The following is a 22,967-nucleotide window of genomic DNA, read 5'->3' as shown; positions in this document are numbered from 1 at the left end:
TTCGGTTTCAACTGTTAGGTGAGGGATTGGGGAGACCCCCTCTCACTCCCCCTTGGACAAGGGGGAGCAAAGAGTTCTTCCCTTGGGCAAAGGGGGAGCGAATTCACAGCCGTGAGACGGGAGCCTTCTGGTCGAAGCGGGCGGCGACGACGCGGAGCTTCTCCTGATCGTAGCCGGAGTCCTTGACTAGGCGAGTGGCGATCGCGAGGGGGGACTCCGACGCGGTCTCCGTCGTCGCTTGTTCCTCGGCGAGAAACTCGGCCATCTCCATCGCGAGCACGGCGGCGAGCTCGTCCTTTGACGTAAGCGCTTTGAGCATGCCGCAGCTCACGTAAATCGTCCCTTTGTCGGAATGATGGCTGCGTGGGGTCGGGTTATAGATGCTTTGAAACGTGAAGGTGATCCCCCGCGATCCGGAGGCCTCGGCGAGACGCCCGCCCACTTCGTCGAGAATCCGTTGGACGTCCTCGGGATCGCAGATCGGACGCGCTGGCTCCTCCTTCGTCGATGCCGGTTTCGAGCTCCCCGCCTTCTCGACGAGATCGATCGGCGTCGCGTCGGCGGCTCGTGGCTGAGGGTTGGCCGCGAGTGCGGAGGAGGGCGGAGACTGCCGGCGAGCGGCGCGCGCGGACGTCCCCTGACAGCCGAGGTTCACCCCGGCCAAGGGGATCGCGATCAGCATCGCGAGCGTATGTCGCAGGAACTTACTCATCATGGAGCACCGGATCTCGTTCGAAACCCGCGGTGGCAAACTCACTTTCGTTGGGGAACCTCTCTCGCCGGTCGTCGGGGCGACATCGGCTATCCCCGCTTTCCCCGTTCCCGGTTCTTCTTGCGATCGAGGCCGACCTGTTCTCCCACCCGGACCGGACGGGCCATCGACCGATGAATCTGATCCTTGCTCACGTCCCCGAAGAGCTGCAAGTAGGGGGCGAGGAGCCAACGGTCCCAACGTCGCGGGAACCAAAAGTAGCTGTAGAGCGGCACCTGGTCGGCGCCGCGAACGCTCTTGGCCTCGTACGACGCCGGCCCGAGCCAGATCCGACGGCAACCCTTGTCAATGGCGTGCTGGATCGGCGCGTAGAAACTGAGGCTGAAATAGAACGGGGCTTGGGCGATGTTCTCGTCGTACGATCGCCCGATGCGATACGTCCACATTTCCCCTCGGCGTTGACTGTGCAGCAGCACCGTGAACCCAACCATCGCCCCTTCGTACTCGCACGCGATGACGTCGACGCTCTCGCCAAGGGTATCGTTGAGCGTTCGCCAGAAGCTCGGTGGATGGCGGAAGAAGCTCTCCCCGTAGCGTTTGTAGGTCTGACGATAGAGCTCGCTGAGTTGTCCCGAGATCGTCCCGAAGTCCTCGATCGTCCGGAACGTAAACCCCGCTCGCGAGGTGCGGACGATATCGCGCTGGAAGGCGCGTCGTGTCGTTCGGCGGAAAGAGCCGAGGTAGTCGTCGAAGCTTTCGTAGGGATCGAGATTGAGCTGGTTGTCGTAGAAGAGGAACGTTCGTTGGCAGCCGGCCCCTTCGAGCATCTTTGGCCAGCGACTGTCGCTTTCGTCCACGCTCAGGAACCAGAGCGGGAGGTTGCGGCGCCGCGAGAAGCGTTTGAGCCCATCGAGCAGCGCGCCGTAGACCTCCAGCCGGAACGACGAGGAGGAAGGCGCGACCGGGACGGTTCCGCGATAGGAGAGCGGATTGGTGACGATCAGGCAGTCATCCAGCGGGGCTCCGCTGAGCTGCAACGACTTGCGGTAGACCGAAACGCCCGCCATGAGACGCGCGAAGTGACGCGACTGGCTCGGATCGATGCGGACCGCTTCCTCGATCCAATGTTCGAAGTAGTAACGGCGAAGACTATAGACGAAGTAGACACCCTCGCCGCGAGCGCGCAGCAGGGGACAGACCGCGACCGGGCGATCATCGGCCCGGACGACGACGAAGTAGAGCTCGACGTCGCCGCCGACAATGGTGCGCAGATCGAGCCGTTCGAGCATCCGGTACCAAGAGGTGGACGCGAAAACGTGTCCATCGGCCGTGATCTCGTCGAGATCGTCGTCGCTAATGTCGGCGATCGAGGAAACAACCGCCGTGTTCATCCTGACCATGCGCTCGTTGCCCACTTTCCACTTGTCGAGGAAAGCTCGTAATCGCTCTTCCAAAACCGGTCAAGTCATCCCGGTCGCGGAACGGGTACTCCCATGGCTCCACCTTGTCCAAGGGACTTCCCATGGCTCCACCTTGTCCAAGGGGGAGGGAAGAGGCTCCCCCTTGGACATAGGAGCGCTAGCGCGCCATGTCGCCGAACGAAACGATCAACCGGGTGACGCCGTGGTGCAAGTCGGATGTCTCGGGGATCGACGGAGACGAGGCGGTCTCGTCAAGAGGCGTGGGGGAGTCATCGTCGTCCTGCCAGGGGCAGGGGGCAGCCTCCATCAGGATGCGAAGGGCCTCGGACCGACTCCGGTCGCGGGAAGAGGTGGAAACGGCGGACGTTGGGCGATCCTCGGAGGACTCATCGATGGGGGGGATGGGGTCCTTGGAGGAGTCGAGCGGGGGAGTGGTCATGATCGCGGACGAGGCCTTTGTTATCCGAACGACTACTGTTTCTCGCGAAATGAGCTCTTGGCGTCGGCGGTGGGAACGGCTTGATCGCGCCCGGGCGACCCAGCACGTGGGCCGCCCACCGACACCAATTCGTCGTCACCGAGGTTCGGCTCAAAAGACGTCGAGTTGGTAATGGTTCCCCTGGTACCACGACTTCCAGTTGTTGCCCGGCTTGAGCTGCCGCAGATAGGGGTAGTAGAGATCCTTGCGGAAGTAAGGCGGGAACGCCTGGTACTGCGGATACATTGGGTAGCCGTACGGCATGTACGCGTCTCGGCTATTGAATGGCTTGCGGTAGTTCACCGGGAAGTACGAGTAGGGGTAGTGGTAGAACCGGCCCCATTCGGTGGCCTGGGCCGCGCCGACCGATGAGAACATGAGCATTCCCGCCGCGAGGACGAGAAACGCTTTCCGTCTCCATTGCATGGTGTTTGCCCTCCATGATGCAACCAAGGCGCCAACGCGCCGTCAGGGCAAGTATGCCCGGTCGCCGCCCGGAAAGACGACCAGCGGGCTCGGTTGAGACGAGGGAATTGCCAACCCGCGCTGGCATGCCAGTCGCAAAACCACCGATCGCTACGAGATGTCGAGTCGACACGACGTGAATCAAGACCGCGACGCTCGCGACCCGATCGAGAATGTCGCCGATCAAGAAAAGACCGAAGGCTTCCCCTAAAGCCCGGAGGTGAATGCGGGCTAGTTGCGGGGAAGCCTTCAGCGCACAGCGGCCAGGCAGTGGCATCCATGGGAGGGAAGACGACGACGTCCGTGCCGTCAACGCTTCTCAAAATACCCTAGGACTCTCAGTTTTCCCATACCTCCTTGTTTGTCTCCATGCGGGATCTCAGGTGGGCGCTCCTCAGAACCGGCAAAGCCGTTACAATCCCCCAAGTCACCCTGGACTCAAGCTCGGTAAGGAACGACCGATTCGCCACGCCAAGGAACACCTCCCACCCAAGGAACCGACCGACGTCTCCGTCGGAATGGGCCTGCTGTGCGGCTTCGCCTATGCCGCTGTGTTTCAGATAAGCTTCTATGCTGCCACGCTTTACGGCAGTGCGCCCCAGCCCGAGAACCGCTTCGCCCGCTGGCAACTGATGGAGCATGCCGCCCTACCGGCGCCCGACGGACATCCTTCGATTTATGCCCTTGCCCTTTCACGCTTTGAAACGCCCGAGCACCTTATTCAGCGTCTTCCGCTCTACCTCGCGGCGATCGTTTTTCTCGCGGCGGCGACGCTCGCGGGCGATTTGCTTCGGCATTGGATCGGACCGGAGGACTCCGGACGCGGGCTCCGGCGGTGGATCGTCGCCTTCGGACTGGGGATGGGAGCCGCTTCGCTGCTGGTACAGCTCTTGGGTCTTGCCGGATTGTTGGGCCGCGTGCCCCTCTCGATCGTGATGGCGTTGGTGGTGACCGGTTGGGTCGTCTGGTGGCGTCGTCGGCCGAGTCCCCCCGCCGATCGCTCTTCCGACCAGTTGGCCGCGGACCGACCTTCCACGATCGAGCGTTGGGCGCTATCGCTGCTGGTGGCGCCCTTCGTCTTGCTGGGCCTCCTGGCGGCGGCGCTTCCGACGATGGACTACGACGCGCTCGCGTATCACCTGCTCGGGCCGAAGGAGTACTTCCTCGCCGGCCGGATCAGCTACCTGCCGCACAACGTCTACACGAGCTTTCCCTTCCTGACCGAAATGTGGTCGCTGGCGGGCATGAGCCTCTTTGGCGACTGGTTCCTGGGCGGGCTCTTCGGCCAGATCGTGATCGCGACCTTCGGACTCGCTGGGGGGCTAGCCGTCGGCGTGCTCGCGGAAGACCTCTTCGGCGAGCGAATCGGCTGGTGGAGCGCCGCGATTTATCTGTCGACCCCGTGGATCTACCGTTTGAGCGTCCATCCCTATGTCGAGGGACCGCTGCTCTTCTACGGCGTGCTCACGCTGCTTGCCTCCCTCGAGGGCCGAATGGGGCGTTGGCGTTGGGCCCTGGTCAGTGGGCTGCTCGCGGGGTTCGCGGTCGGATGCAAGTACACCGGCGTGGTCTTCGTCGGCCTGCCCGCCTTCGTCGTTCTGGTGGCGATGCGCGACGGGCGACTGGCCTGTCGGCTCGGGGCGATCTTCGTCGGGGGAATGCTGCTCAGCGCGGGTCCGTGGTTCTTGCGCAATCTCCTTTGGACGGGAAACCCTGTTTATCCGCTACTTTTCGAGCTTTTCGGGGTTGGAGAATGGACGGCTGCCGACGCGGAGAAATTCTCCAAGGGGCATCGGCCTGGCAACTACCAGGTCGGCTCGCTGATTCAGTCGGCCCGCGAGGTCTTGATCGAGAGCGATTGGCAGAGCGCCCTGGTCTTCGCGTTCGCGCCGCTCGCGTTTTTGCATCGCGATCGCCGCAAAGCCTTGTCTCTCTGGCTGCTGGTGCTCGGCCTCTTTGGGGCCTTCTGGCTGCTGACGCACCGACTCGACCGCTTCTGGTTACCGCTTGAGCCCTTCGCGGTCGTGCTCGCGGGAGTGGGAATGTGCTGGTCGGCAAGATTGAATTGGAAGCTCGTCGCGTGGCTCTCGTTTTCGGTCGCGGTCTTTTACAACCTCGCCTACTGCACGACGCCGCTGGTCGGATTGCCGTACTACACCGCCGACATCCACGAGGCGCGTCTTCGCGGCCAGGGAACCGCGATTCAGTTGGTCAACAGCCCCGAATTCGTGGCCCCCGACGAGACCGTCCTCTTCGTCGGACTGGCGGCTGTGTACAACGCCCTGCCCGACGCCCGCTACAACACGGTCTTCGATCGTAACCTGCTGGAAAAACTGGTGCGCGATCCGGATGGGGATGGCTTGCGCCCGACCGAGGAGATTCGCCAGGCCTTCGAGGAAGAGGGAATTGATGTCGTTCTCGTCGATTGGTCGTGGATCGAGCTTTATCGTTCGGCGGGGAATTACGGTTTCCCTGACTTTGTGACCCCGAAAGTCTTCCAGGAATTGACCTCGCGTGGCATGCTAAGGCCGGTACAGACCCCGCTGGGGCCGGCATCCCCCATTCAGGTCTATCGCGTTACTGATGGTCCCCTTATTGGAAGGGATTCCGAGCGGTGAATCTCGTCACTGGCGGTGCCGGTTTCATTGGCCGCCATCTCGTTCGGCAATTGGTGGATGCCCAAGAGCCCGTTCGCGTCCTCGATCTCTCCTCACCCGTCGAGGGCGATCTGACCGGAGTCGAATGGCACGTCGGCGATATCCGCGATCGTTCGGCGGTGCGCCGCGCGGTCGAGGGCTGCCGACGCGTCTATCACCTGGCCGCGAACCCGAATCTTTGGACGAGGCGTCGACGCGACTTCGATGCCGTCAACCACCAAGGGACGGTCCACGTCCTCCGCGAAGCGGTCGATGCCGGCTGCGAACGCGTCCTGCATACCAGCACCGAAAGCATCCTCACCTCGCGCCGCTTCGACGGGGGCGCCGTCGAGGACCTCACGCTGCGCCGCGAGGACATGGTCGGCCCCTATTGTCTCAGCAAGTTCCAAGCGGAAGAGGCCGCGATGACCCTTGCTAGGGAAGGGGCTCCCGTCGTCATCGTCAACCCGACGTTGCCGATCGGCCCCGGTGACTATGGCCTGTCGCCGCCGACGCGGATGACGGTCGCCGCCTGCCGCGGGGCCTTGCCCGCGTACCTCGACTGCCAATTCAACATGATCGACGTCCGCGATATCGCCACCGGCCTTCGTCTAGCCATGGAGAAAGCGCTCCCCGGACGCCGCTATCTGCTCGGAGCCCACAACGTGACGCTCGCCGAATGGCTCCGCATGGTCGGAGAGCGAGCCGGCCGCAAGCCGCCGACACGTCGCGTTCCCTATTGGTTGGCTCTCGGCGTCGCCCACGCCAGCGAGTGGTGGGCCGACTGGATCTCCGGCCGCATGCCCCAAGCGACGATCACCGGCGTGAAACTGACCCGCTACGTCATGCACTTCGACCCCTCCCGCAGTCTCGCCGAGCTTGCCCTCTCCCCACGTCCCCTCGCCGACTCCCTCAAGGACGCCGTCTGCTGGTACCGCCGCATGGGCTGGATTTGAGCCTTTCCTTCATGGGAAGTCTTCGTCGAGTGGGCTCCCCCCCACCATCTCCGTAGCAAGCATCGCATCGGCTGACACAGACCTCCCGGAGACGTCGCCGACTGCGAGATCCAAGCGGAAGACCCTGGCTTGCCGGTCCGCCCGCGAGGACAATGGACGTGCGACTTCGAACCACGGGAACCCACCGATGAATGAACCTTCCAGAGGCCCTATCTCCCGACGCTCCTTCTGCCGAGCCACGAGCGCCACCCTCACGACGAGCTTGCTCACCCTCCCCCGCGGGCCGGTTGTCGCGAGCCCCGGCGACGCGCCGTCGCGGCTGCTCACCCCCATCGACGAGCGGACTGTCTGCCCGTGGACACCGAAGCATCCGCGCCACGATCATCAACTCTACTTCCCACTCTCGGGCGACCGCTTGCTCTTCGCGTGGTGCGAATACTACGCCGATCGCCCGTCCCTGCTCGAGCGGCGACCGACGTCACGCGATGGGTCGTTTCGCGACGACATGCCGTGCCGGATCTCCGGCATGATCTCGCACGACCGCGGCCGCACTTGGAACTCGGGATTCACGCTGCAAGAGAATCGTTGGAACCTCAACGTCAAGCATCCCAACCTGATTCGCCTCCCCTCGGGGGAGATTCTCTTCTTCTTCGTCGCGTGGGACTCCGGCCGCGGGCAACGCAACGTCTTCATGAAGCGATCGAAGGACGAGGGCGAATCTTGGAGCGAGATCGAGCAAGTCTCCGAGCCGGGTTGGTACTGCAATGTCGCCGGCCGAGCCCTCACAATGAAGAGTGGTCGGATCGCCCTCCCAACGCACGGCCCGCGCGGCGCCGGCGACTATCGCGGCAAGGATCTCGAGTCGTTCGTCTACTACTCCGACGACGGCTTTGCCACCTGGAAGCGAGGCCAAGCGGTCACCGCCCCCGGTCGTGGCGCCCACGAGCCGACACTGATCGAGCTTGCCGACGGACGTCTCTATTGCCTGCTTCGGACCACGTTGAAACGCCAGTACGTGACGTTGTCCGACGATGGCGGTGCGAGTTGGAGCACGCCCGAACCGACCGAGCTGGCCTCGCCCGATTCCCCCGCCGTCCTCGCTCGCATCCCGTCGACCGGCGACTTGCTTGTCCTTTGGAACAACGTGGCCTCGCCGTCGAACTGGCCGCGAACGCCGCTCACCGCGGCCCTCTCCCGCGACGAGGGAGCATCCTGGACGATCGTCGGCGACATCGACAACCGTCGGACGCACGATGCCGCGTACCCATCGGTCCATGTTCAAGGCGACGAGCTACTGGTTGCCTACTACACTCGCCCGACCAAGTGGGCCCGCGACTGCGAGATCATGCAGAAGATCTACGCCATCGACGAGCTCTACCGCACCGCCTGATCGTATCCCACGCGCGTTCTCTCACCCAGCCTCCTCGCCCGCACCCCTATCGGCAGTCGTTTGAAGTGGCCTTTCTGGCGGGCCATCCCGTTTGTCAGGCCATTGCATGACACAAGCCGAAGGGTGGGTCTTGACCCACCAATTCGACTTTCAAGGCTACCCCCGGTTGCTCCGCTACCGGGGCGTGCGCAGCACGCTGCTCTTTCAAGGCTACCCCCATGGCGAGGCCGAGAGTCGAGATGGACGCGTACCGGGCGTGCGCAGCACGCTGGTCTTTCAAGGCTACCCCCGGTTGCTCCGCTACCGGGGCGTGCGCAGCACGCTGGAAGTCTCGGGAGGGACGACCGCCGGCCGCGCATCGCTGGAGTGACCGTTGACGCGGGAGGTCGTGGGTGAAGGAGCGACCTTCAGGGAAACACTCCTACTCGGCTGCCGGCGCTCTCACGAATCGTCGATCAAAACGAAAGGTCTCAAGTGTTCGAACTCGGTAATTCCCGCGAATAGCCTGCTGGGCGTAGTTCATCGCCTTGATGAGGTTGGATTTCCCAGCCGCGTTGGGCCCGTAGATGAGCGCGCACCGGACCACGCTTTCCCCCGTCTCACCGATGGGAACAAGGTGATTCTGATGATCGGACAGCTTCTTGCTTGCGACCATGTTCAGCGTGACTTCCTCTCCGAACGATCGGAAATTGCTGACGGAGAAGGAGATAAGCATTGCTCGGACCTTTGACGGAAACGGACTCTCCCGAGACTTTTTCTCGGATCACTGACGTTGCCTCTGGTTTTCGACTTAATTCTAGCCAACATGCGAGACATGTTCGCGGTTTAGTCTGATGTTTCGCCGCCTGAACGCATTGCACCAGTTCGGACGAATGAACAGGCGATCACCAAGACCTGCAACAAGTTGCAATGAATCGAGGCTCATGATTCTCTTCGCGTTTCCCCAACTACTCCCCAAGAAAAACACAAACCCTCCAGCCAAATAGCCGGAGGGCTCGCGAAGCTCGACTTGTGGCCCGTTCAGCTTACTTCACCGTTCCCACCGCGGGGCGTTCGCTGACGGCGGGGGTGGCGGGGCTGCCGGCGACGGGGGAGCCGTTGGAGGGGACGTCGGTCTGCTCGACGCTGAGGTTGCCGGCCTTGTCCTGGACGATGAGCCGAACCTTATAACGCTCGCCGGCGTTCGACGGCCAGGTCCAGCGGATCTCGACATCCTCACCCGGGCCGGGGCTCTGCCAGATCGACTCCCCTTCCCGTTGGATCTCGACGCGGAGCTTGCTCATGTCGACGTTCGGGTCCTGCATGAGGAAGGAGACCCCGGCACGACCGCCACCCGCGGGAAGGGCCCGCAGTTCGGTCGTCGCGGGACGGGTGTCGACCACGACCTTCAGCGACGGGTTGGCCAGCCGAAGATCGGACGGGACCGTCTTGCCCCAACGATCGACTTCGACGACGGTGAACCAGTACTCGCCGTCACTGGGGGCCCGGAAGACGACTTTCTTCTGCGTGGTCGGAACGGTCTCGAGCAGTTGCCAGTTCTTGCCCAAATCGCTCGAAAAATAGAGCCGCAGATCCTTCACCAGCGGCCGACGGGCGATTGGCACGTGGATCGGAATGTCGATCACCGGCTGCTTAACCGTGATGGTTTCGCTGCTGCCGGCGGGCAGGCCGGTCACTTTGCGGCTGATGTCACTGATTCCCTCGCCGAGCGAGTGGAACGCCGATTCGACGCCGGTGGTGACGTTCTGCAGCGGGTCCTTGCGGTCGACAACGACCTTGAGTTCGGCCGGGGCGTTGAGGATGTTCTCCGGCTCGAGTTGACCCTGTTCGTTCAGATAGCCCAGCTTGAACCAATACTCGCCGATGTTCGGGGCTTTGTAGGTGAAGGCTTTGGCGGTTGGGACCGCGGTCTGCGACATCGTCCAGGTTGCTCCCTGGTCGGTCGAGACGTAAAGCTGGTACTGGGTTACCTTTTGGGCGACTTCGGTGCTGACGTTGATCGGAATCTCGAAGGTCGAACGCGAGATCGTGACCGTCTCGGCGGCACGGGCGGTGGCTTGCCCGGCGAAAACCGTGGTCAATGTGAGCAAAATGAGCGGAATGGGGCGTCTACGAACGCGACGTGGAGGCATGAATCGGCTTCCTTGTGTTGTGGACCAGCGCAACCGTCGCCCGGGACTATCCTTCGGTTCGCCGAACGGGTCAAGAGAAGGTCGAACCACTCCCCAACCTTGGGCTCCCCCTTGCCCAAGGGGCGTTCCGACGGCTCCCCCTTGCCCAAGGGGCGTTCCGACTGCTCCCCCTTGTCAAAGGGGGAGATAGAGGGGGTTTCCAAACCATGGAGTAAGGGTTGCATCCGGAGCGCCGAGCACCGAAAATCCCACCAGGAGGAATTGACGATGCTCAGACGACTTGCGGTTATTGTGCTGTTTTTCGGGGTTTCGGGATGGGCCCACGCCGCCGACCGACCCAACATCCTGCTGGCGATCTCAGACGATCAATCCTACCCGCACGCCTCGGCATACGGTGATCCCGTGGTCAAGACCCCGGCCTTCGACCGCGTCGCGAGGGAGGGAGTCCTTTTCACAACGTGCATCGCCCCCTCGCCAGGGTGCAGCCCCTCCCGCGCGGCCCTGCTGACCGGCCGCTACCCCTGGCAGATCGAGCATGCCGGCACTCATGCGAGTTCCTTCCCGACTAAGTACGTCGTCTTTCCAGAGCTACTGGAATCGTCGGGCTACTTCGTTGGCTATACCGGCAAGGGATGGGGACCAGGCAACTTCAAGGTGAGCGGCCGCGATCGCAACCCGGCGGGGCCCGCGTTCAATCAAAAACGGTCCAAACCGGCGCGAAAAGGGATCAGTTCCGTCGATTATGCGTCCAATTTCGACGCTTTTTTGCGCAAACGGGACAAGAATCAGCCCTTTTTCTTCTGGTACGGATGCCAGGAGCCCCACCGCGCCTACGAGAAAGGGGCCGGCATCTCCGAAGGCAAAGACCCCGCCAAGGTCCGCGTTCCGGGCTTCCTTCCCGACCGCCCCGAGGTCCGATCCGACATCCTCGACTACTACGTCGAAATCGAATGGTTCGATCAGCACCTCCAGAGGATGCTCGACGCTCTGGACAAGGCCGGCGAGCTCGACAACACCCTCGTCATCGTCACGAGTGACAACGGTATGCCATTCCCCCGCGCGAAAGCCAATGTCTACGAGTACGGCATCCACATGCCGCTGGCGATCGCGTGGAAGGACAAGATCCCCGCCGGCCGGACGATCGACGATCCGGTCAGCTTCGTCGACATCACCGCGACGATCCTCGCGGCCGCCGATGTCGGGCCTCCTAAGAAGTTCCCGATGGTGGGGAAGAGTCTCTTGCCGATGTTAGAGAGTCATAAGGAAGGGACCGTCGAGCCCGATCGCGAGGTCGTCTTTAGCGGCCGGGAGCGGCATTCGTCGTCGCGCTATGACAACCTCGGCTATTCGCAGCGGGCACTTCGTTCGAAGGACTATCTCTACATCCGCAACTTCACGCCCGAGCGTTGGCCCGCCGGCGATCCCCAGAAGTACGAGAAGGACGGCAAGCTCGGCCCCGTCGACGGCGGCTATCACGACATCGACGCCTGCCCCACCTTCACCTTCATGAAAGAGCATAGGAACGACCCCGAGATCGCCCGTTACTTCGAGCTCGCCGTCGCCAAGCGCCCACCCGAGGAGCTCTTCGACATCCGCACCGACCCCGAGTGTCTCCACAACCTCGCCGGCAACCCCGCCGACGCCGCGACGCTCAAGAAGCTCCGCCAGCAGATGACCGACTATCTCACCAAGAACGACGATCCCCGCGTCGGTCCCAACGGCGACATCTTCGAGACCTACAAGCGCTACAGCCCGATTAGGACGTTCCCGGGGCCGGAGGGAAAGGAGTAGTGGACGCCGTGTGTACCAACACATCGTCCACGTCATTCTCTATGACAACTTTCTGACGGTTCGGTCGTAGATATCCTGAATATGGGCTTCCTTGAACGATGCGCGTTCACGGGGTTTGATCGGCGGGCGTGTTGGCTTGGCTGGGTAGGAGGTTAGTGCTCGCGTGATGGTGCCAGCGAAGGCGGTTCGAGCTGATGCAGTTTGGCCGTAACTGTTAAGCCCGGGGTTGGCGCGTTTTGGGAAACGTGGCAGCCTTTAGGCATGATGGACGACCGCGAGGAACTGCGCCGACGAATCGAAACGCTGGAAAGGCTCGTTGCCGAGTCGATGACTCGCAACCGTGAACTGACCGAACGCAACCGCGAGTTGACCGAACGCAATCGGGAACTCGAGGCCGAGCTGGCGCGTCGGGGCAAGCGGTATCGTCCCAAAGCGAATACTCCCAAACGACCCCAGAACAAGCCGGACGGGCGTCGCAAGGAGTTTCGCCGTCATGGCGGAACGACCCGTCCCGATCCTCCCGACACCGAGAACGCCATCGTTCACGAAGTCGAGCTCGACGCTTGCCCCCTTTGCGGCGGCGAACTCGAAGCGACTGCCACGTGCGACGAAAAGTTCGTGACCGACATCCCCGAACCGAAACCCGAGATTCGTCGCTGCCGGGAGTCTTGGTCACCGACTTCTACGCCGCCTACCACAGGCTCGAGGCGAAGAAACAACGCTGCCTGACTCATCTTCTGCGAGACTTGGCGAAGCTTCGCGAGGAGTTGCCCGCCCGGCTGGTCGCCAAGAACATTCAGCCGCTGATCGACCTCTTCCAAGATGCCATCACCCTGGCACGCCGGCGCGAGGAGTTATTGCCTGATGAATTCGCGTCCGAATCCGATCAGATCCGCGAACGGTTCGACGAGCGTTCGTGGCGCTCGTCGAGCGATCCCGATTGCCAACGGATCTACGATCGGCTGCGCCGTCACAAGGAGGAGCTACTGACCTTCCTCGACGATCCCGCCGTTCCCGCCGAGAACAACTTGGCCAAACGCGACATCCGCAGCGTCGCCGCCGCGCGCTCCGACGGTGGCGTCAACCGCGCCGCGTGGAGCGCCGACGCCTTCGCCGTGGCCAAAACGATCGTCCGCACCTGCCAGAAGAATGGCCTGAACTTCTTCCGCTACGCCCTCGACGCCGTTACCTCCCGCATGCCAAACCAACCGCTCCCGCTTCCGATCCGCGAAGCCGCTTAACAGTTACCTTCAATCAGCTTGACGGGTAAGAATTCATTGTCTTGCGGAAGGAGGCTAGGATGACACACTGCGCTTCTCAGTGCGAGCCTACACAACCCCAGGCCAGTAGTACACATAAAGAACTCCGGATTCAAACGATGTCGCTTCGCCAAAGCCATCCTTCGATGCCATACCAAGAACGCCGACAAGCCGTCGACGAACTCGCGGGAGTCATTCGTCGCAATCCCTCTAAGCATTCTAACTTGATGAGCAATGTGCGCATCTGACGCACGAAGCTTGAGCCGCTTCAGCTGCACTTCCATCGCCACCTTGTCGCCAAGGATCAACTCACGCAACCCGTAGGCCAGGCTCTGATCACTTGGAGTACAGAAAGAACGGGGTCCAATGTAGGCCGCATTTGGCGGATCCCAGATCAGCTTTGCGAGGCTGCCTGCTAGAGCGTCTTGGCAGGAGACCAGAGCCTCGCAAACAGCACGGTAGCCCCTAAATGAATTGGTCAATGAATGGTCAACCTCTTGATCTTCCCGTAGGTTCCTTATCTCGAAGTCACCCTCAGCATCCCCTGTCGCCCCAGACGGTTTCGGCCTTACTTCGCATGCAGGGAACGCGGGTTCCGTACCACGCATTCTAAATACTTCCGAATGTGCGTGAGCAGCCAGCGACAGCGATTCTTTCACCTTGCCCAATGAGCAACCAATGGCATAGGAACACCTCGCGATAGTCTCGTATTCACCGGCGAGAATAGCGTACCGTGTCTGGCGAAGTGTCGCGGGCTCATCTGCGATAAGCTTAAGAAGGTCCGGCACTTCCGCTTCCGAATTTGCAAGGACTCGTTTTGTAGTCTCAGTGTCGACGTATGACAGTCGTCGCTTACATTCACTGTTCACGGCTAGTACTTCCACCTCCCTACTTCAACGGTTCTTCCTAGTGGTCCATCTGTCGACTGAATTGCTACCCCTTTAAGCTTGCCGGACTTCAAAGCGTCAAACAGCTTCTTTCCCCAGGGATTCCAGTCGGCTTCCGTGCGAATCCTGTTAATATTGCCAATTGCCCGTAACCGTTCACGGTTTGGTGACAAGGGATGGGCAGGGTTGCGATCGGAAATGAGCGTCGACGACGTCGGTGAGGTAGGTGAAGAGGTCGCGGGATTGTTGTCGGCAGGTTTCGATGACGGTCAGTGTGGTTTCGACGAAGCGACTGCCGGCGGCGCTCTGAGTGCCGAACGAGAGCTTCCTCCAGATCACGGCGTGACGTAGCGAACGTTCGCTGAGGTTATTGGTCGGGTCGACGCCATCTTGGTCGAGAAAGGTCCAGAGCCATTCGCGATGGTCGTAGAGTTCACGACACATGCCGATCAGTTTCGGGTTTCCGCTAAAGAGACCGCGCAGCAGCAAGTGTTCGATCTCGCGACGAACGGGAGCCAGACGACGTTTGAGTGTTCGGCGTGTGATGGTTCCGTCTCGGCAGCGTGCCCATTCGCGAAAGAGTCTTTTCGTCGGTCGCATCAGGTCATGACCCAGGCGTTTGACTTGACAGTCGCTGCTGTCGATCAAGGCTTGGAAGTCACGCTTGAGATGAGCCCAACACCACTGCAGGCGGCCAAGCTGCCAGTACATCTTGGCTCGGTCACACATCACGACGCCCGAGAAGGTCTCGCCGAGCAGTTCGGTCAGTACCGTGGCTGCCCGCGAGGCACGCATCGTGAAGAGGGTGAAGGTGCTGGCCACGAAGGTCCACAACCAAGCCTTCTGACCCGCTTGTTTGGTCGGCGTTTCGTCGGCCCCAAGGACAAGCGAGTCGGTGACGACGGTACTCCGTGATCATCGGCTTGATTTCCGGGCGTTCCCACACTTGATGACGCAACGGATCGGCGTCCTCTCCCGTCAGCGGCGTGTCGCAACGCCGGCAGGTCTTCGGCAGCAGCGTCACGACTTCCTGGCATTCCTCGGTGGGAACCAAGGAACGTTCGTGTTTCTTATGACCTGGTTGGCCACCACGCTTCCGCTTCGATCGCGGCGCCTTGCGTGGTGTCTTGGCATGCGGATGCTGACTGCCGGGAGGCAGCGACGAGTTCCGCGGGGTCTTGGGAGGGCCAAATGCTTCTTCCAATTCCGCGATTCGCAGCAACAACGACTCGACGAAGGCACGCACCTCCGCCGTCATCTGGGCCGCGAGTTCAGGAGGTATCTTCGACTTCCCTGTCATGAACGAATTCTCTCACGACTTCCCTTTCGTGAAAAGACCAACTCACAGGGTGTGAACGGTTACCCCTAGTCCAGCAGCCGAAATTCTGGTGGCTGGTACCAGTGGTTGGATCGTCCCAGCCGCTGGCGGCCGAGGGGGCGTGGACCGTCCGCGAAGGGACACAGCACGCTGGCGAGCTTGCCAATCAGGTTGCCATGGCTGGTCAGGCGGCCGAGATAGCCTCGGCAAAATCTGCCGCCCGTCTCGACTCTTGTTGGGAATCTGGGGTTCCCCAGCAAGAACGTTCGTGGACGGTTTATGCCGCGTTTTCGCCTCGATTCGGAGCCAACTTGAGAAAATTCCTGACCAATTTGGACGAGATCGCCGGGATTTCCGTCCCAAGTGTACGATTACCTTACGGCGACGCACCACACTGCTCGAGGCCGGCCCCACTCCTCCTGGCGGAGATCGCACTGGGATCATGCGGATGGAACAGAACTCCCGAGAGGTGAACTACACTCGTTTACTGACCATCCACCGTCGGCCGCTTTATGCCTTCATCTATTCTCTCTTGGCGGACCATGCCGACGCCGAGGATGTCTACCAACGTTGCAGCATGATTCTCTGGGACAAGTTCGACCAATACGATCCGTCGCGAGAGTTCCTGTCTTGGGCCATGGGGATCGCGTTCTATGAGGTCAAGAACTTCCTCCGGGTGTCGTCACGTGATCGCCATCACTTTTCCGAACAGCTCATCGAGCAACTCTTCGAGCAAATGCCGGCCCGGCAAAGCGACCACAACGTCTACCTGCGGTCCCTTGAGCAATGCCTGAAGAGCCTGCCGAAGAACGACTTGCAATTGGTCAGGAAAGTCTATTGGGACCGGTGCACCGTCTCGTCGGTCGCGAAGGACTTGGGGGTCGCGATGAACACGCTTTATGATCGCATGGGGCGTATTCGGCATCGACTTAGAAAGTGTGTCTCGCTCCGTAGCGAAACGGGGGTGCGAAGTGTCTAAAGACATCACGCCCGACGAAGAATTCGAGAAGCTGTTGAGTCGGCTGGCGCAGTGCCCGCTTGAGAAGTCGGAACTCCAAGCGTTGGAACGACTCCTAATCGACCATCCCGAGAGGCAGTCACTCTACTTGGAGTGCATGCGGCTCGACTCGTCCCTTCTCGAGCTTGGGCAAGTCTTTGAAGATGTTCCCGAGTTGGCGTTGCCGCGCGTTCGCCCGCGTGTAGCCTTTTCGTCACGTACGCTGGCGTGGGGCGTGTCGGCGGCGATGGGACTTCTCTTGGTCGTTGGCTTGGCGGTGTCCGCGCGACGCGACCCGCAAGGCTTGGCCGAGGGTAATCGTCTCGGCAAGGCAGCGTCGATCGGCCCCGAGAGGGGGCCGGCTTCCGTGGACGCGGAGAAAGAGCCGCTCTCGTCCGCACGCTTTGCCGGAGCCTATCATGCCGTCTTCCGCGAATCGAGATCACCGACGTCGATCGGCACCCATCTGCTCTTCTCCGAGGATTACATTCTTCTCAATGGCATGACGCGGCTCGTCTTCGCTTCCGGCGCGGAGGCGATTGTCGCCGCTCCTGCCGTGTTCCAGGTCGCGAGCGATGATGAGCTCGTGGTCAACCTCGGTAGCTGCTCGGTCTATGCTCCCGAAGGGGCCGAGGGCTTCAAGGTCAGTACGCCGACGAGCGAGGTCATCGATCGGGGCACGCGTTTCTCCGTGGTCGTCACCGAAGACGGTGCATCCAATGTCGCGGTGGTGGATGGCGAAGCCGAAGTCTCCTCGCCTGGAAGCAATCAGAAGAGAACGCTCTTCGAGGACAACAGCGTTCGCGTCGGGGTTGACCAGCAGATCGTCGACGGCGCGGAGGCGACGAAGGGCAATGCCTACGTTTCCTCAATCCCGGACCATCTCGTTTCCTACGAGGCGCTCCCGGACGACCTGGGGCGAGCGGTGAAGCTGCTGTCGCTCGATGTCCAGCGAGGCGGTAGACGATTGACGTATCGCGAAGGAGACTTCATCCTCGCAAACGTCAATCACTTCTCCGCGAAGGGAAGCTCCGGTTCGGTTCATGGGATCGTGCCCGCCGACGCGCCCGCCGACGAATTCAACCGCTTTGGCCCGATGAACCTCTCGTTCGTCTCCGGTTTCATCAATCCCGGTGGTGAGAAGCGCCTTCGCGACGATGCGATTGTCCTTGGCGCCGAGGGGACTCCGGGGATGAACCTGGTCTTCGAGCGGCCCGTCATCAACGGCCCGGGGCCCGACATCGTGCTCTTCGACGCACAGTCGATCGCTCACTCCCTCGATGGTGATGTCTTTCACCTCTATCCCGAAACGGATGCTCCGGGGGCCCGCGCGATCACGGTCGAGAGTTACGACATCGATGGGCATTCCGCGGATGCGCAGGTTCTGTCAGGGTGTCGCCTGCTCCACTCGAGCCCAGACCACGCCGAGGACGGCTCTCCGATTCCGCTGTTTGGGCCCACGCCGATCGTCCACCGAATTCCGTCGCGCGTCTTCGGCGTGGGGATCGACTTGGACGACATGGACATTCCGCGCGGCGAAGCGATCACTGGACTCTTCCTGCAGGACGCGGTTGATGATCACGATCGGCTCGATCCCGTTGTGATCGTCGGCCTTCCGCCTGTCGATTAACCCGTCATTCCGAGAGACCCATGCGAAAGCACCTCACGACTCTTGTCCCCGTCGCTCTGCTGATCGTCTCCACGGCGGATGCCGGTGACGTCTCCCCGGAGACGATGGCGTTCTTCGAGAAGGAAGTTCGCCCGTTGCTCGCGGAGCATTGTTGGTCCTGTCACGGCGAGAAGGAACAGAAGGGAGACCTGCGTCTCGACTCACACCAGGCGATGGTGCATGGCGGCGAGTCGGGCGTCTCGATCGTTCCCGGCAAGCCGGACGAGAGCCTGTTGATCGAGGCCGTCCGCTACGAGTCGTACGAGATGCCTCCGACTGGAAAGCTGAAGCCGGATCAGATCGCGGTGCTCGAAAAGTGGATCTTGATGGGGGCTCCCTGGCCGGGCGCCGACGAGACCGCCCCGGTGCGCAAAGCCCACGGTCCCACGTTCACCGACGAGGATCGTGCCTGGTGGGCGATCCAGCCACTCCGCGAGGTGAAGGTCCCCGCCGAGAGAACGCCGGACTGGAGCCGGAATGAGATCGACCGCTTCATTCTCGCCGCGATGACCAAGGAAGGCCTAGAGCCCGCGCCGCCCGCGGATCGGGAAACCCTCATCCGGCGGCTCACCTTCGACTTGCACGGCCTTCCCCCAACGCCGGAAGAAGTGCGCGCGTTCGTCCTCGATCGGCGCCTCGACGCCTACGAGCGACTCGTCGACCGACTTCTCGAGAGTCCACGCTACGGCGAACGCTGGGCGCGGCACTGGCTGGACGTCGTTCGCTACGCCGACTCCGACGGTTTTCGCGCGGATCACTATCGGCCGAACGCCTGGCGCTATCGCGACTACGTCATCCGGTCATTCAACGACGACAAGCCGTACGACCGCTTTGTCTTGGAACAGATCGCCGGCGATGAACTCTTTCCGGACGACGTCGACGCCCTGATCGCCACCGGGTTTCTCACTCATGGCATTTTCGAATGGAATCAGCGGGATGTGACGCGCAATTGGGACAACATGCTCAACGAAGTGACCGACACGGTGAGCAATGTCTTCTTGGGGGTGGGCTTGCAGTGTGCCCGCTGCCACGATCACAAGTTCGACCCAGTCTTGCAGAAGGACTACTTCCAACTCCGAGCCTTCTTCGAACCGCTACGTTTTCCCACCAGTCGCACGGCGGCCACGTCGGACCAGATCGAGGAGCATCGAAAGAAGTTGGCCAAGTGGGAAGAAGCGACGCGAGAGATTCGCGAGAAGTTGGCGGAGTTGGAAGCTCCCTACCGACGGAAAGCCGAGGCGGTGGTCAAGGCCTTTCCGAAGGAGATCCAAGCGATGGTCAACAAGCCCGCCGCGGAGCGAACGCCTCGGGAGCAGCAGATCGCGATGCTCGCGTGGCACCAGGTGGAGCACGACTACAAGCGAATCGATTCGAAGTTCTCCCCGGAGGACAAAGAGAAGATCCTCGCTCTTCGCCGCGATCTGGCCAAGTTCAACAAGCTGAAACCAGCGTCGTTGCCCGTCGCGCGGGTCGCCGTTGATGTCGGTCCGACGGCACCCGAAACGGTCATTCCGAAGAAACGCACCAAGTGCGAGCCCGGGTTCTTGGCGTTGCTCGATGAGCCGGCTCCCGCAAGTTCTCCCTACGCGAGTGAGGTGTCGACGGGTCGGCGGAGTTCGTTGGCGAAGTGGCTGACCCGAGAGGACAATCCGTTGTCGACGCGGGTCATCGTCAATCGTGTTTGGCAGTATCACTTCAGCCGAGGGTTGGCGGCGAACGCCAACGATTTTGGTCGCCTCGGTGGGACGCCGACGCATCCTGACTTGCTCGATTGGATGGCGCGACGCTTTGTCGACGGTGGTTGGCGACTGAAAGACCTTCATCGCCTCATGCTCCTGTCGGCCACCTATCGCCAGTCGTCTTGTCACCCGCGCCATGACGCGATGACCGCGATCGATCCCGACAACAAGCACTACTGGCGGGGCGGCACCCGTCGGCTCGACGCCGAACAGATACGCGACTCGATTTTGGCGGTGACGGGGAGACTCGACCTTCGCACGGGAGGTCCTGGAGTTCGCTCCGACCAGCCACGTCGATCGGTCTACCTACGGACAACCAGAAATGCCCGAGATCCATTCTTGGCCACGTTCGATCTCCCGCAGTTCATCACCAGCACCGCCTCGCGAGATATCACGACGTCGCCGATCCAGTCGCTGCGTCTGTTCAACAACCAGCAGATGCTGCGGTTTGCCGAGCACCTGTCGGCGAGGGCCATTCGCGAGGCTGGTCCGGTGTCGGAAGATCTGAAAGAGGACGCGTCGGTTCGCCGAGCGTGGGAGATCGTGTTCGGCCGAACCATGACCGACGATGAAGCCCTGCTCGCGAAGGCATTCCTCGATCGGCAGTCGGCGCTTCTGGCCGAGCAAGCCGCTACGGCGCCGGCTCCGGAGCTGGCCACGGCTCAGATGGCCTACCGGCAAGGACAGGCGGTAGTCGTCAATCCGGACGATCCGCCACCGCTCTATGTCGCCAGTGACAAGCGGTTGGGCCTGGAGAACTTCACGATCGAAACCTTCTTTCAGATTCAGTCGGTGTATGACACGGGATCGGTCCGCACCTTGGTCGCGAAGTGGAATGGCCGGGTGCCGGAACCGGGCTGGGTGTTCGGCGTGACGGGACAAGGGTCGCGACGCAAGCCGCAGACGCTCGTCTTGCGCATGCACGGCAAGAGAAGTGACAATAGCGTGGGCGACTCGATCGTCTTTTCCGACCAGCATATCGAGCTCAACACGCCCTACTACGCCGCGGCCAGCGTTCATCTCTCCGGCGAGCGAGCCGGCACGATCGACTTCTATCTCAAGGATCTATCGAACGCGGAAGAACCGCTCAACCACGTGGTGATGAGTCACCAGATCGTCCAACTTCGCCCCAACGATCTTCCCGTCACCTTCGGTCGGATGGCGGGCAAGAGTCCCAGCTATTTCGATGGTCTCATCGATGACATCCGTCTTTCCTCGGCCGCGCTCAACGTCCCCGAACTCCTTCTTTCGCGAGAGGGAACCACCAAGAAGACCTTGGGGTACTGGCAGTTCGATCCCGTGCCAGGGATGTTCCAAGACAGCTCGCCAAACCGGCACGATATCACGTATCGGCACGTCGAAGAGAGCGCGGACGACCCGCGCGCCGCGGCGTTCGTCGATCTGTGCCACATGCTTCTGAACTCCAACGAGTTTCTCTACGTCCAATAGGGAGTGACATGTCTCGACTGCCTCACGTTGACATTCCGCGTACGCGCCGGGAGTTTCTTGTTCGAAGCGGCTGCGGATTCGGCGCGGTCGCGCTGAGCAATCTTCTCGCTCAGGCTGAACAAACGCCTGGACACGAACAGTTCACCACCGCCGCCGGACTGGTTCCCCATCACCGCCCGACGGCGAAGAACGTCATCTTTCTGTTCATGGAGGGTGGCCCGAGTCATATCGATCTGTTCGACCCGAAGCCCAAGCTGAACGAGCTCGCCGGGAAGGCGCTCCCGGACAGTTTTGGGGAGATTATCACCGCGATGGGGGAATCGCGGTCTCCGTTGCTGGCCTCGAAGCGGACTTGGAAGCAGCATGGCGAAGCGGGCACTTGGGCATCCGATTGGATTCCAGAGATTGCAACGTGCCTGGATGACATCGCGGTCATCCGGTCCTGTTGGGCCGACGGGATTAGCCACTCGCTCGGCGTCTGCCAGATGAACACCTGCTCCATCGTTGGTGGCCGTCCATCCCTCGGCAGTTGGGTGTCGTACGGACTCGGGTCGGAGAACGAAAACCTACCCTCATTTGTCGTCATGCAGGACAACCGTTCGCAAGTGGTCAATGGTCCCCGCAACTGGGGGGCGGGGTTCATGCCGGCGCTCTACCAGGGAACTCGGTTGCAGGAGGGCAAGCAGCCGATTCCCAATCTGAACAATCCCGAAGGGGTCAGCAACCTTCGACAACGTGGGAAGTTGTCGTTTCTTCGGTCGCTCGATCAACGCTTCGCCCAACAGCATCCCGAACAGAGTGAACTCGATGCGCGAATCGCGAGCTACGAGTTGGCGTTCCGCATGCAAGCCGAAGCTCCCGAGGCGGTCGATCTCGGCAAGGAAACCAAAGCGACCCAGAGTCTCTACGGGATCGACCAGAAGGAGACCGCTTCGTTTGGCCGTTTGTGCCTCCTCTCGCGTCGACTTGTCGAACGCGGCGTCCGCTTCATCCAGTTGTATCATGGGTCCGGTAGCAAATGGGACGCTCACACGGGGATTGAAGGGAATCACTCGAAGCTCTGTCGATCCATGGATCGTCCGGTCGCCGGTCTCCTCAAGGACTTGAAGCAACGGGGCCTGTTGGAAGACACTCTGGTTGTCTGGGGTGGCGAGTTCGGGCGAACGCCCATGTCCGAGAAGGGCAATGGTCGCGACCACAACCCGACCGGGTTCACGATGTGGATGGCCGGCGGTGGCGTGAAGGGCGGTCAAACCATCGGCGCCACCGACGAACTGGGGCTCCGGGCGATCGAGGATCGCATGCACGTCCACGATCTTCACGCGTCGATCCTCCATCTCTTGGGGCTCGATCGGCTGAAGCTCTCCTACAGCTACAACGGTCGACCGGAGCGTCCCACGATCAATGAAGGCTCGTTCCAGCCGAAGCTGGTGACGGGATAGGATCGCACTTCGCGGATGCTCAGCATCGGTTTGTGACCGTTCTCATCAACACGTGTGTTCGATGACACGTCATTCCCCAATCGTGCGGGAGTGTGCTGAATCAGAGTCCGTGTTCCGCATGCCCACGCGAGCGTGTCCTCCAAAGCCTGCGGCGAGCGTGGGCGCGGCACCCACGATTCTCTTAGTCAATGAATTGACCAGTCAGGACTGCCAACAGCCCGTCGAT

17 protein-coding genes and 1 pseudogene are annotated in these 22,967 nt (G+C 61.6%); 11 read left to right on the top strand and 7 right to left on the bottom strand.

Annotation, left to right across the window (positions count from 1 at the left end):
* Positions 1 to 103: 103 nt before the first annotated feature.
* The 3 genes from Pan216_RS04770 to Pan216_RS04760 form a co-directional block, all read right to left on the bottom strand.
* Positions 104 to 715 (bottom strand): M48 family metalloprotease, encoded by a 612-nt coding sequence (locus Pan216_RS04770; protein ID WP_145255559.1) that lies wholly within the window; start codon positions 713 to 715, stop codon positions 104 to 106.
* A gap of 86 nt (positions 716 to 801) precedes the next feature.
* Positions 802 to 2,103, bottom strand: coding sequence for a GNAT family N-acetyltransferase (locus Pan216_RS04765; protein ID WP_145255558.1), 1,302 nt, complete (start codon positions 2,101 to 2,103; stop codon positions 802 to 804).
* 619 nt (positions 2,104 to 2,722) lie between these two features.
* Complete coding sequence (locus Pan216_RS04760; protein ID WP_145255555.1) at positions 2,723 to 3,037, bottom strand: hypothetical protein; 315 nt, start codon at positions 3,035 to 3,037, stop codon at positions 2,723 to 2,725.
* Between the two features lie 422 nt (positions 3,038 to 3,459).
* On the opposite strand from Pan216_RS04760, the gene Pan216_RS04755 reads away from it, so the two are divergent.
* The 4 genes from Pan216_RS04755 (at position 3,460) to Pan216_RS04740 (ending at position 8,428) form a co-directional block, all read left to right on the top strand.
* Positions 3,460 to 5,694 carry an ArnT family glycosyltransferase gene (locus tag Pan216_RS04755; RefSeq protein ID WP_419193264.1) on the top strand — a complete coding sequence of 745 codons (2,235 nt, stop codon included), beginning with the start codon at positions 3,460 to 3,462 and terminating at the stop codon, positions 5,692 to 5,694.
* Positions 5,691 to 6,668, top strand: a complete 978-nt coding sequence (locus tag Pan216_RS04750; RefSeq protein WP_145255548.1) for an NAD-dependent epimerase/dehydratase family protein — start codon at positions 5,691 to 5,693, stop codon at positions 6,666 to 6,668. Before Pan216_RS04755 ends, Pan216_RS04750 begins: the two co-directional genes overlap by 4 nt.
* A gap of 187 nt (positions 6,669 to 6,855) precedes the next feature.
* Positions 6,856 to 8,058, top strand: a complete 1,203-nt coding sequence (locus Pan216_RS04745; protein WP_145255546.1) for a sialidase family protein — start codon at positions 6,856 to 6,858, stop codon at positions 8,056 to 8,058.
* A 130-nt stretch (positions 8,059 to 8,188) separates the two neighbouring features.
* Positions 8,189 to 8,428, top strand: coding sequence for a hypothetical protein (locus tag Pan216_RS04740; RefSeq protein ID WP_145255543.1), 240 nt, complete (start codon positions 8,189 to 8,191; stop codon positions 8,426 to 8,428).
* Between the two features lie 51 nt (positions 8,429 to 8,479).
* Here the strand turns inward: Pan216_RS04740 and Pan216_RS04735 are convergent, their stop codons facing one another.
* Together Pan216_RS04735 and Pan216_RS04730 are read right to left on the bottom strand one after the other, a co-directional pair.
* On the bottom strand, positions 8,480 to 8,713 hold the full coding sequence (locus Pan216_RS04735) for an AAA family ATPase (protein ID WP_419193653.1): 234 nt from the start codon (positions 8,711 to 8,713) through the stop codon (positions 8,480 to 8,482).
* 370 nt (positions 8,714 to 9,083) lie between these two features.
* Positions 9,084 to 10,190 carry a hypothetical protein gene (locus tag Pan216_RS04730; RefSeq protein WP_145255537.1) on the bottom strand — a complete coding sequence of 369 codons (1,107 nt, stop codon included), beginning with the start codon at positions 10,188 to 10,190 and terminating at the stop codon, positions 9,084 to 9,086.
* Positions 10,191 to 10,457: 267 nt separating this feature from the next.
* Here Pan216_RS04730 and Pan216_RS04725 point away from each other — a divergent pair, with 267 nt between their 5' ends.
* The 3 genes from Pan216_RS04725 to Pan216_RS04715 all read left to right on the top strand — a co-directional run bounded on the left by Pan216_RS04725 (position 10,458) and on the right by Pan216_RS04715 (position 13,222).
* Positions 10,458 to 11,981, top strand: coding sequence for a sulfatase family protein (locus Pan216_RS04725; RefSeq protein WP_145255534.1), 1,524 nt, complete (start codon positions 10,458 to 10,460; stop codon positions 11,979 to 11,981).
* 261 nt (positions 11,982 to 12,242) lie between these two features.
* Complete coding sequence (locus Pan216_RS28060) at positions 12,243 to 12,710, top strand: hypothetical protein (protein WP_419193263.1); 468 nt, start codon at positions 12,243 to 12,245, stop codon at positions 12,708 to 12,710.
* Positions 12,650 to 13,222 (top strand): IS66 family transposase, encoded by a 573-nt coding sequence (locus Pan216_RS04715; protein WP_419193262.1) that lies wholly within the window; start codon positions 12,650 to 12,652, stop codon positions 13,220 to 13,222. The genes Pan216_RS28060 and Pan216_RS04715 overlap by 61 nt, the downstream gene beginning before the upstream one ends.
* Positions 13,223 to 14,283: 1,061 nt before the next feature.
* Here Pan216_RS04715 and Pan216_RS04710 read toward each other — a convergent pair.
* Both Pan216_RS04710 and Pan216_RS04705 read right to left on the bottom strand, forming a co-directional pair.
* A pseudogene (locus Pan216_RS04710) lies at positions 14,284 to 14,967 on the bottom strand (IS66 family transposase); the annotation flags it as partial.
* Entirely contained in the window at positions 14,849 to 15,385 is a 537-nt protein-coding gene (locus Pan216_RS04705; protein ID WP_419193652.1) for a DUF6444 domain-containing protein, read from the bottom strand. The pseudogene Pan216_RS04710 and the gene Pan216_RS04705, both read right to left, overlap by 119 nt.
* 508 nt (positions 15,386 to 15,893) lie before the next feature.
* On the opposite strand from Pan216_RS04705, the gene Pan216_RS04700 reads away from it, so the two are divergent.
* Genes Pan216_RS04700 through Pan216_RS04685 form a run of 4 tightly spaced genes read left to right on the top strand, consistent with a single transcriptional unit; the run spans position 15,894 to position 22,741 of the window.
* Positions 15,894 to 16,424: a sigma-70 family RNA polymerase sigma factor gene (locus Pan216_RS04700; RefSeq protein ID WP_419193261.1), complete on the top strand. Its 531-nt coding sequence runs from the start codon at positions 15,894 to 15,896 to the stop codon at positions 16,422 to 16,424.
* The gene (locus Pan216_RS04695; protein ID WP_419193260.1) at positions 16,417 to 18,072 is read left to right on the top strand and encodes a FecR family protein; all 1,656 of its coding nucleotides are present in this window, start codon (positions 16,417 to 16,419) and stop codon (positions 18,070 to 18,072) included. The genes Pan216_RS04700 and Pan216_RS04695 overlap by 8 nt, the downstream gene beginning before the upstream one ends.
* Positions 18,073 to 18,092: 20 nt before the next feature.
* Positions 18,093 to 21,299 carry a DUF1549 domain-containing protein gene (locus Pan216_RS04690; protein ID WP_145255515.1) on the top strand — a complete coding sequence of 1,069 codons (3,207 nt, stop codon included), beginning with the start codon at positions 18,093 to 18,095 and terminating at the stop codon, positions 21,297 to 21,299.
* Between the two features lie 8 nt (positions 21,300 to 21,307).
* Complete coding sequence (locus Pan216_RS04685) at positions 21,308 to 22,741, top strand: DUF1501 domain-containing protein (protein WP_145255512.1); 1,434 nt, start codon at positions 21,308 to 21,310, stop codon at positions 22,739 to 22,741.
* The last annotated feature ends 226 nt before the right edge of the window (positions 22,742 to 22,967 follow it).

Source organism: Kolteria novifilia, assembly GCA_007748055.1.
GTDB lineage: Bacteria > Planctomycetota > Planctomycetia > Kolteriales > Kolteriaceae > Kolteria > Kolteria novifilia.
This window is presented reverse-complemented; position numbering and strand designations above follow the sequence as displayed.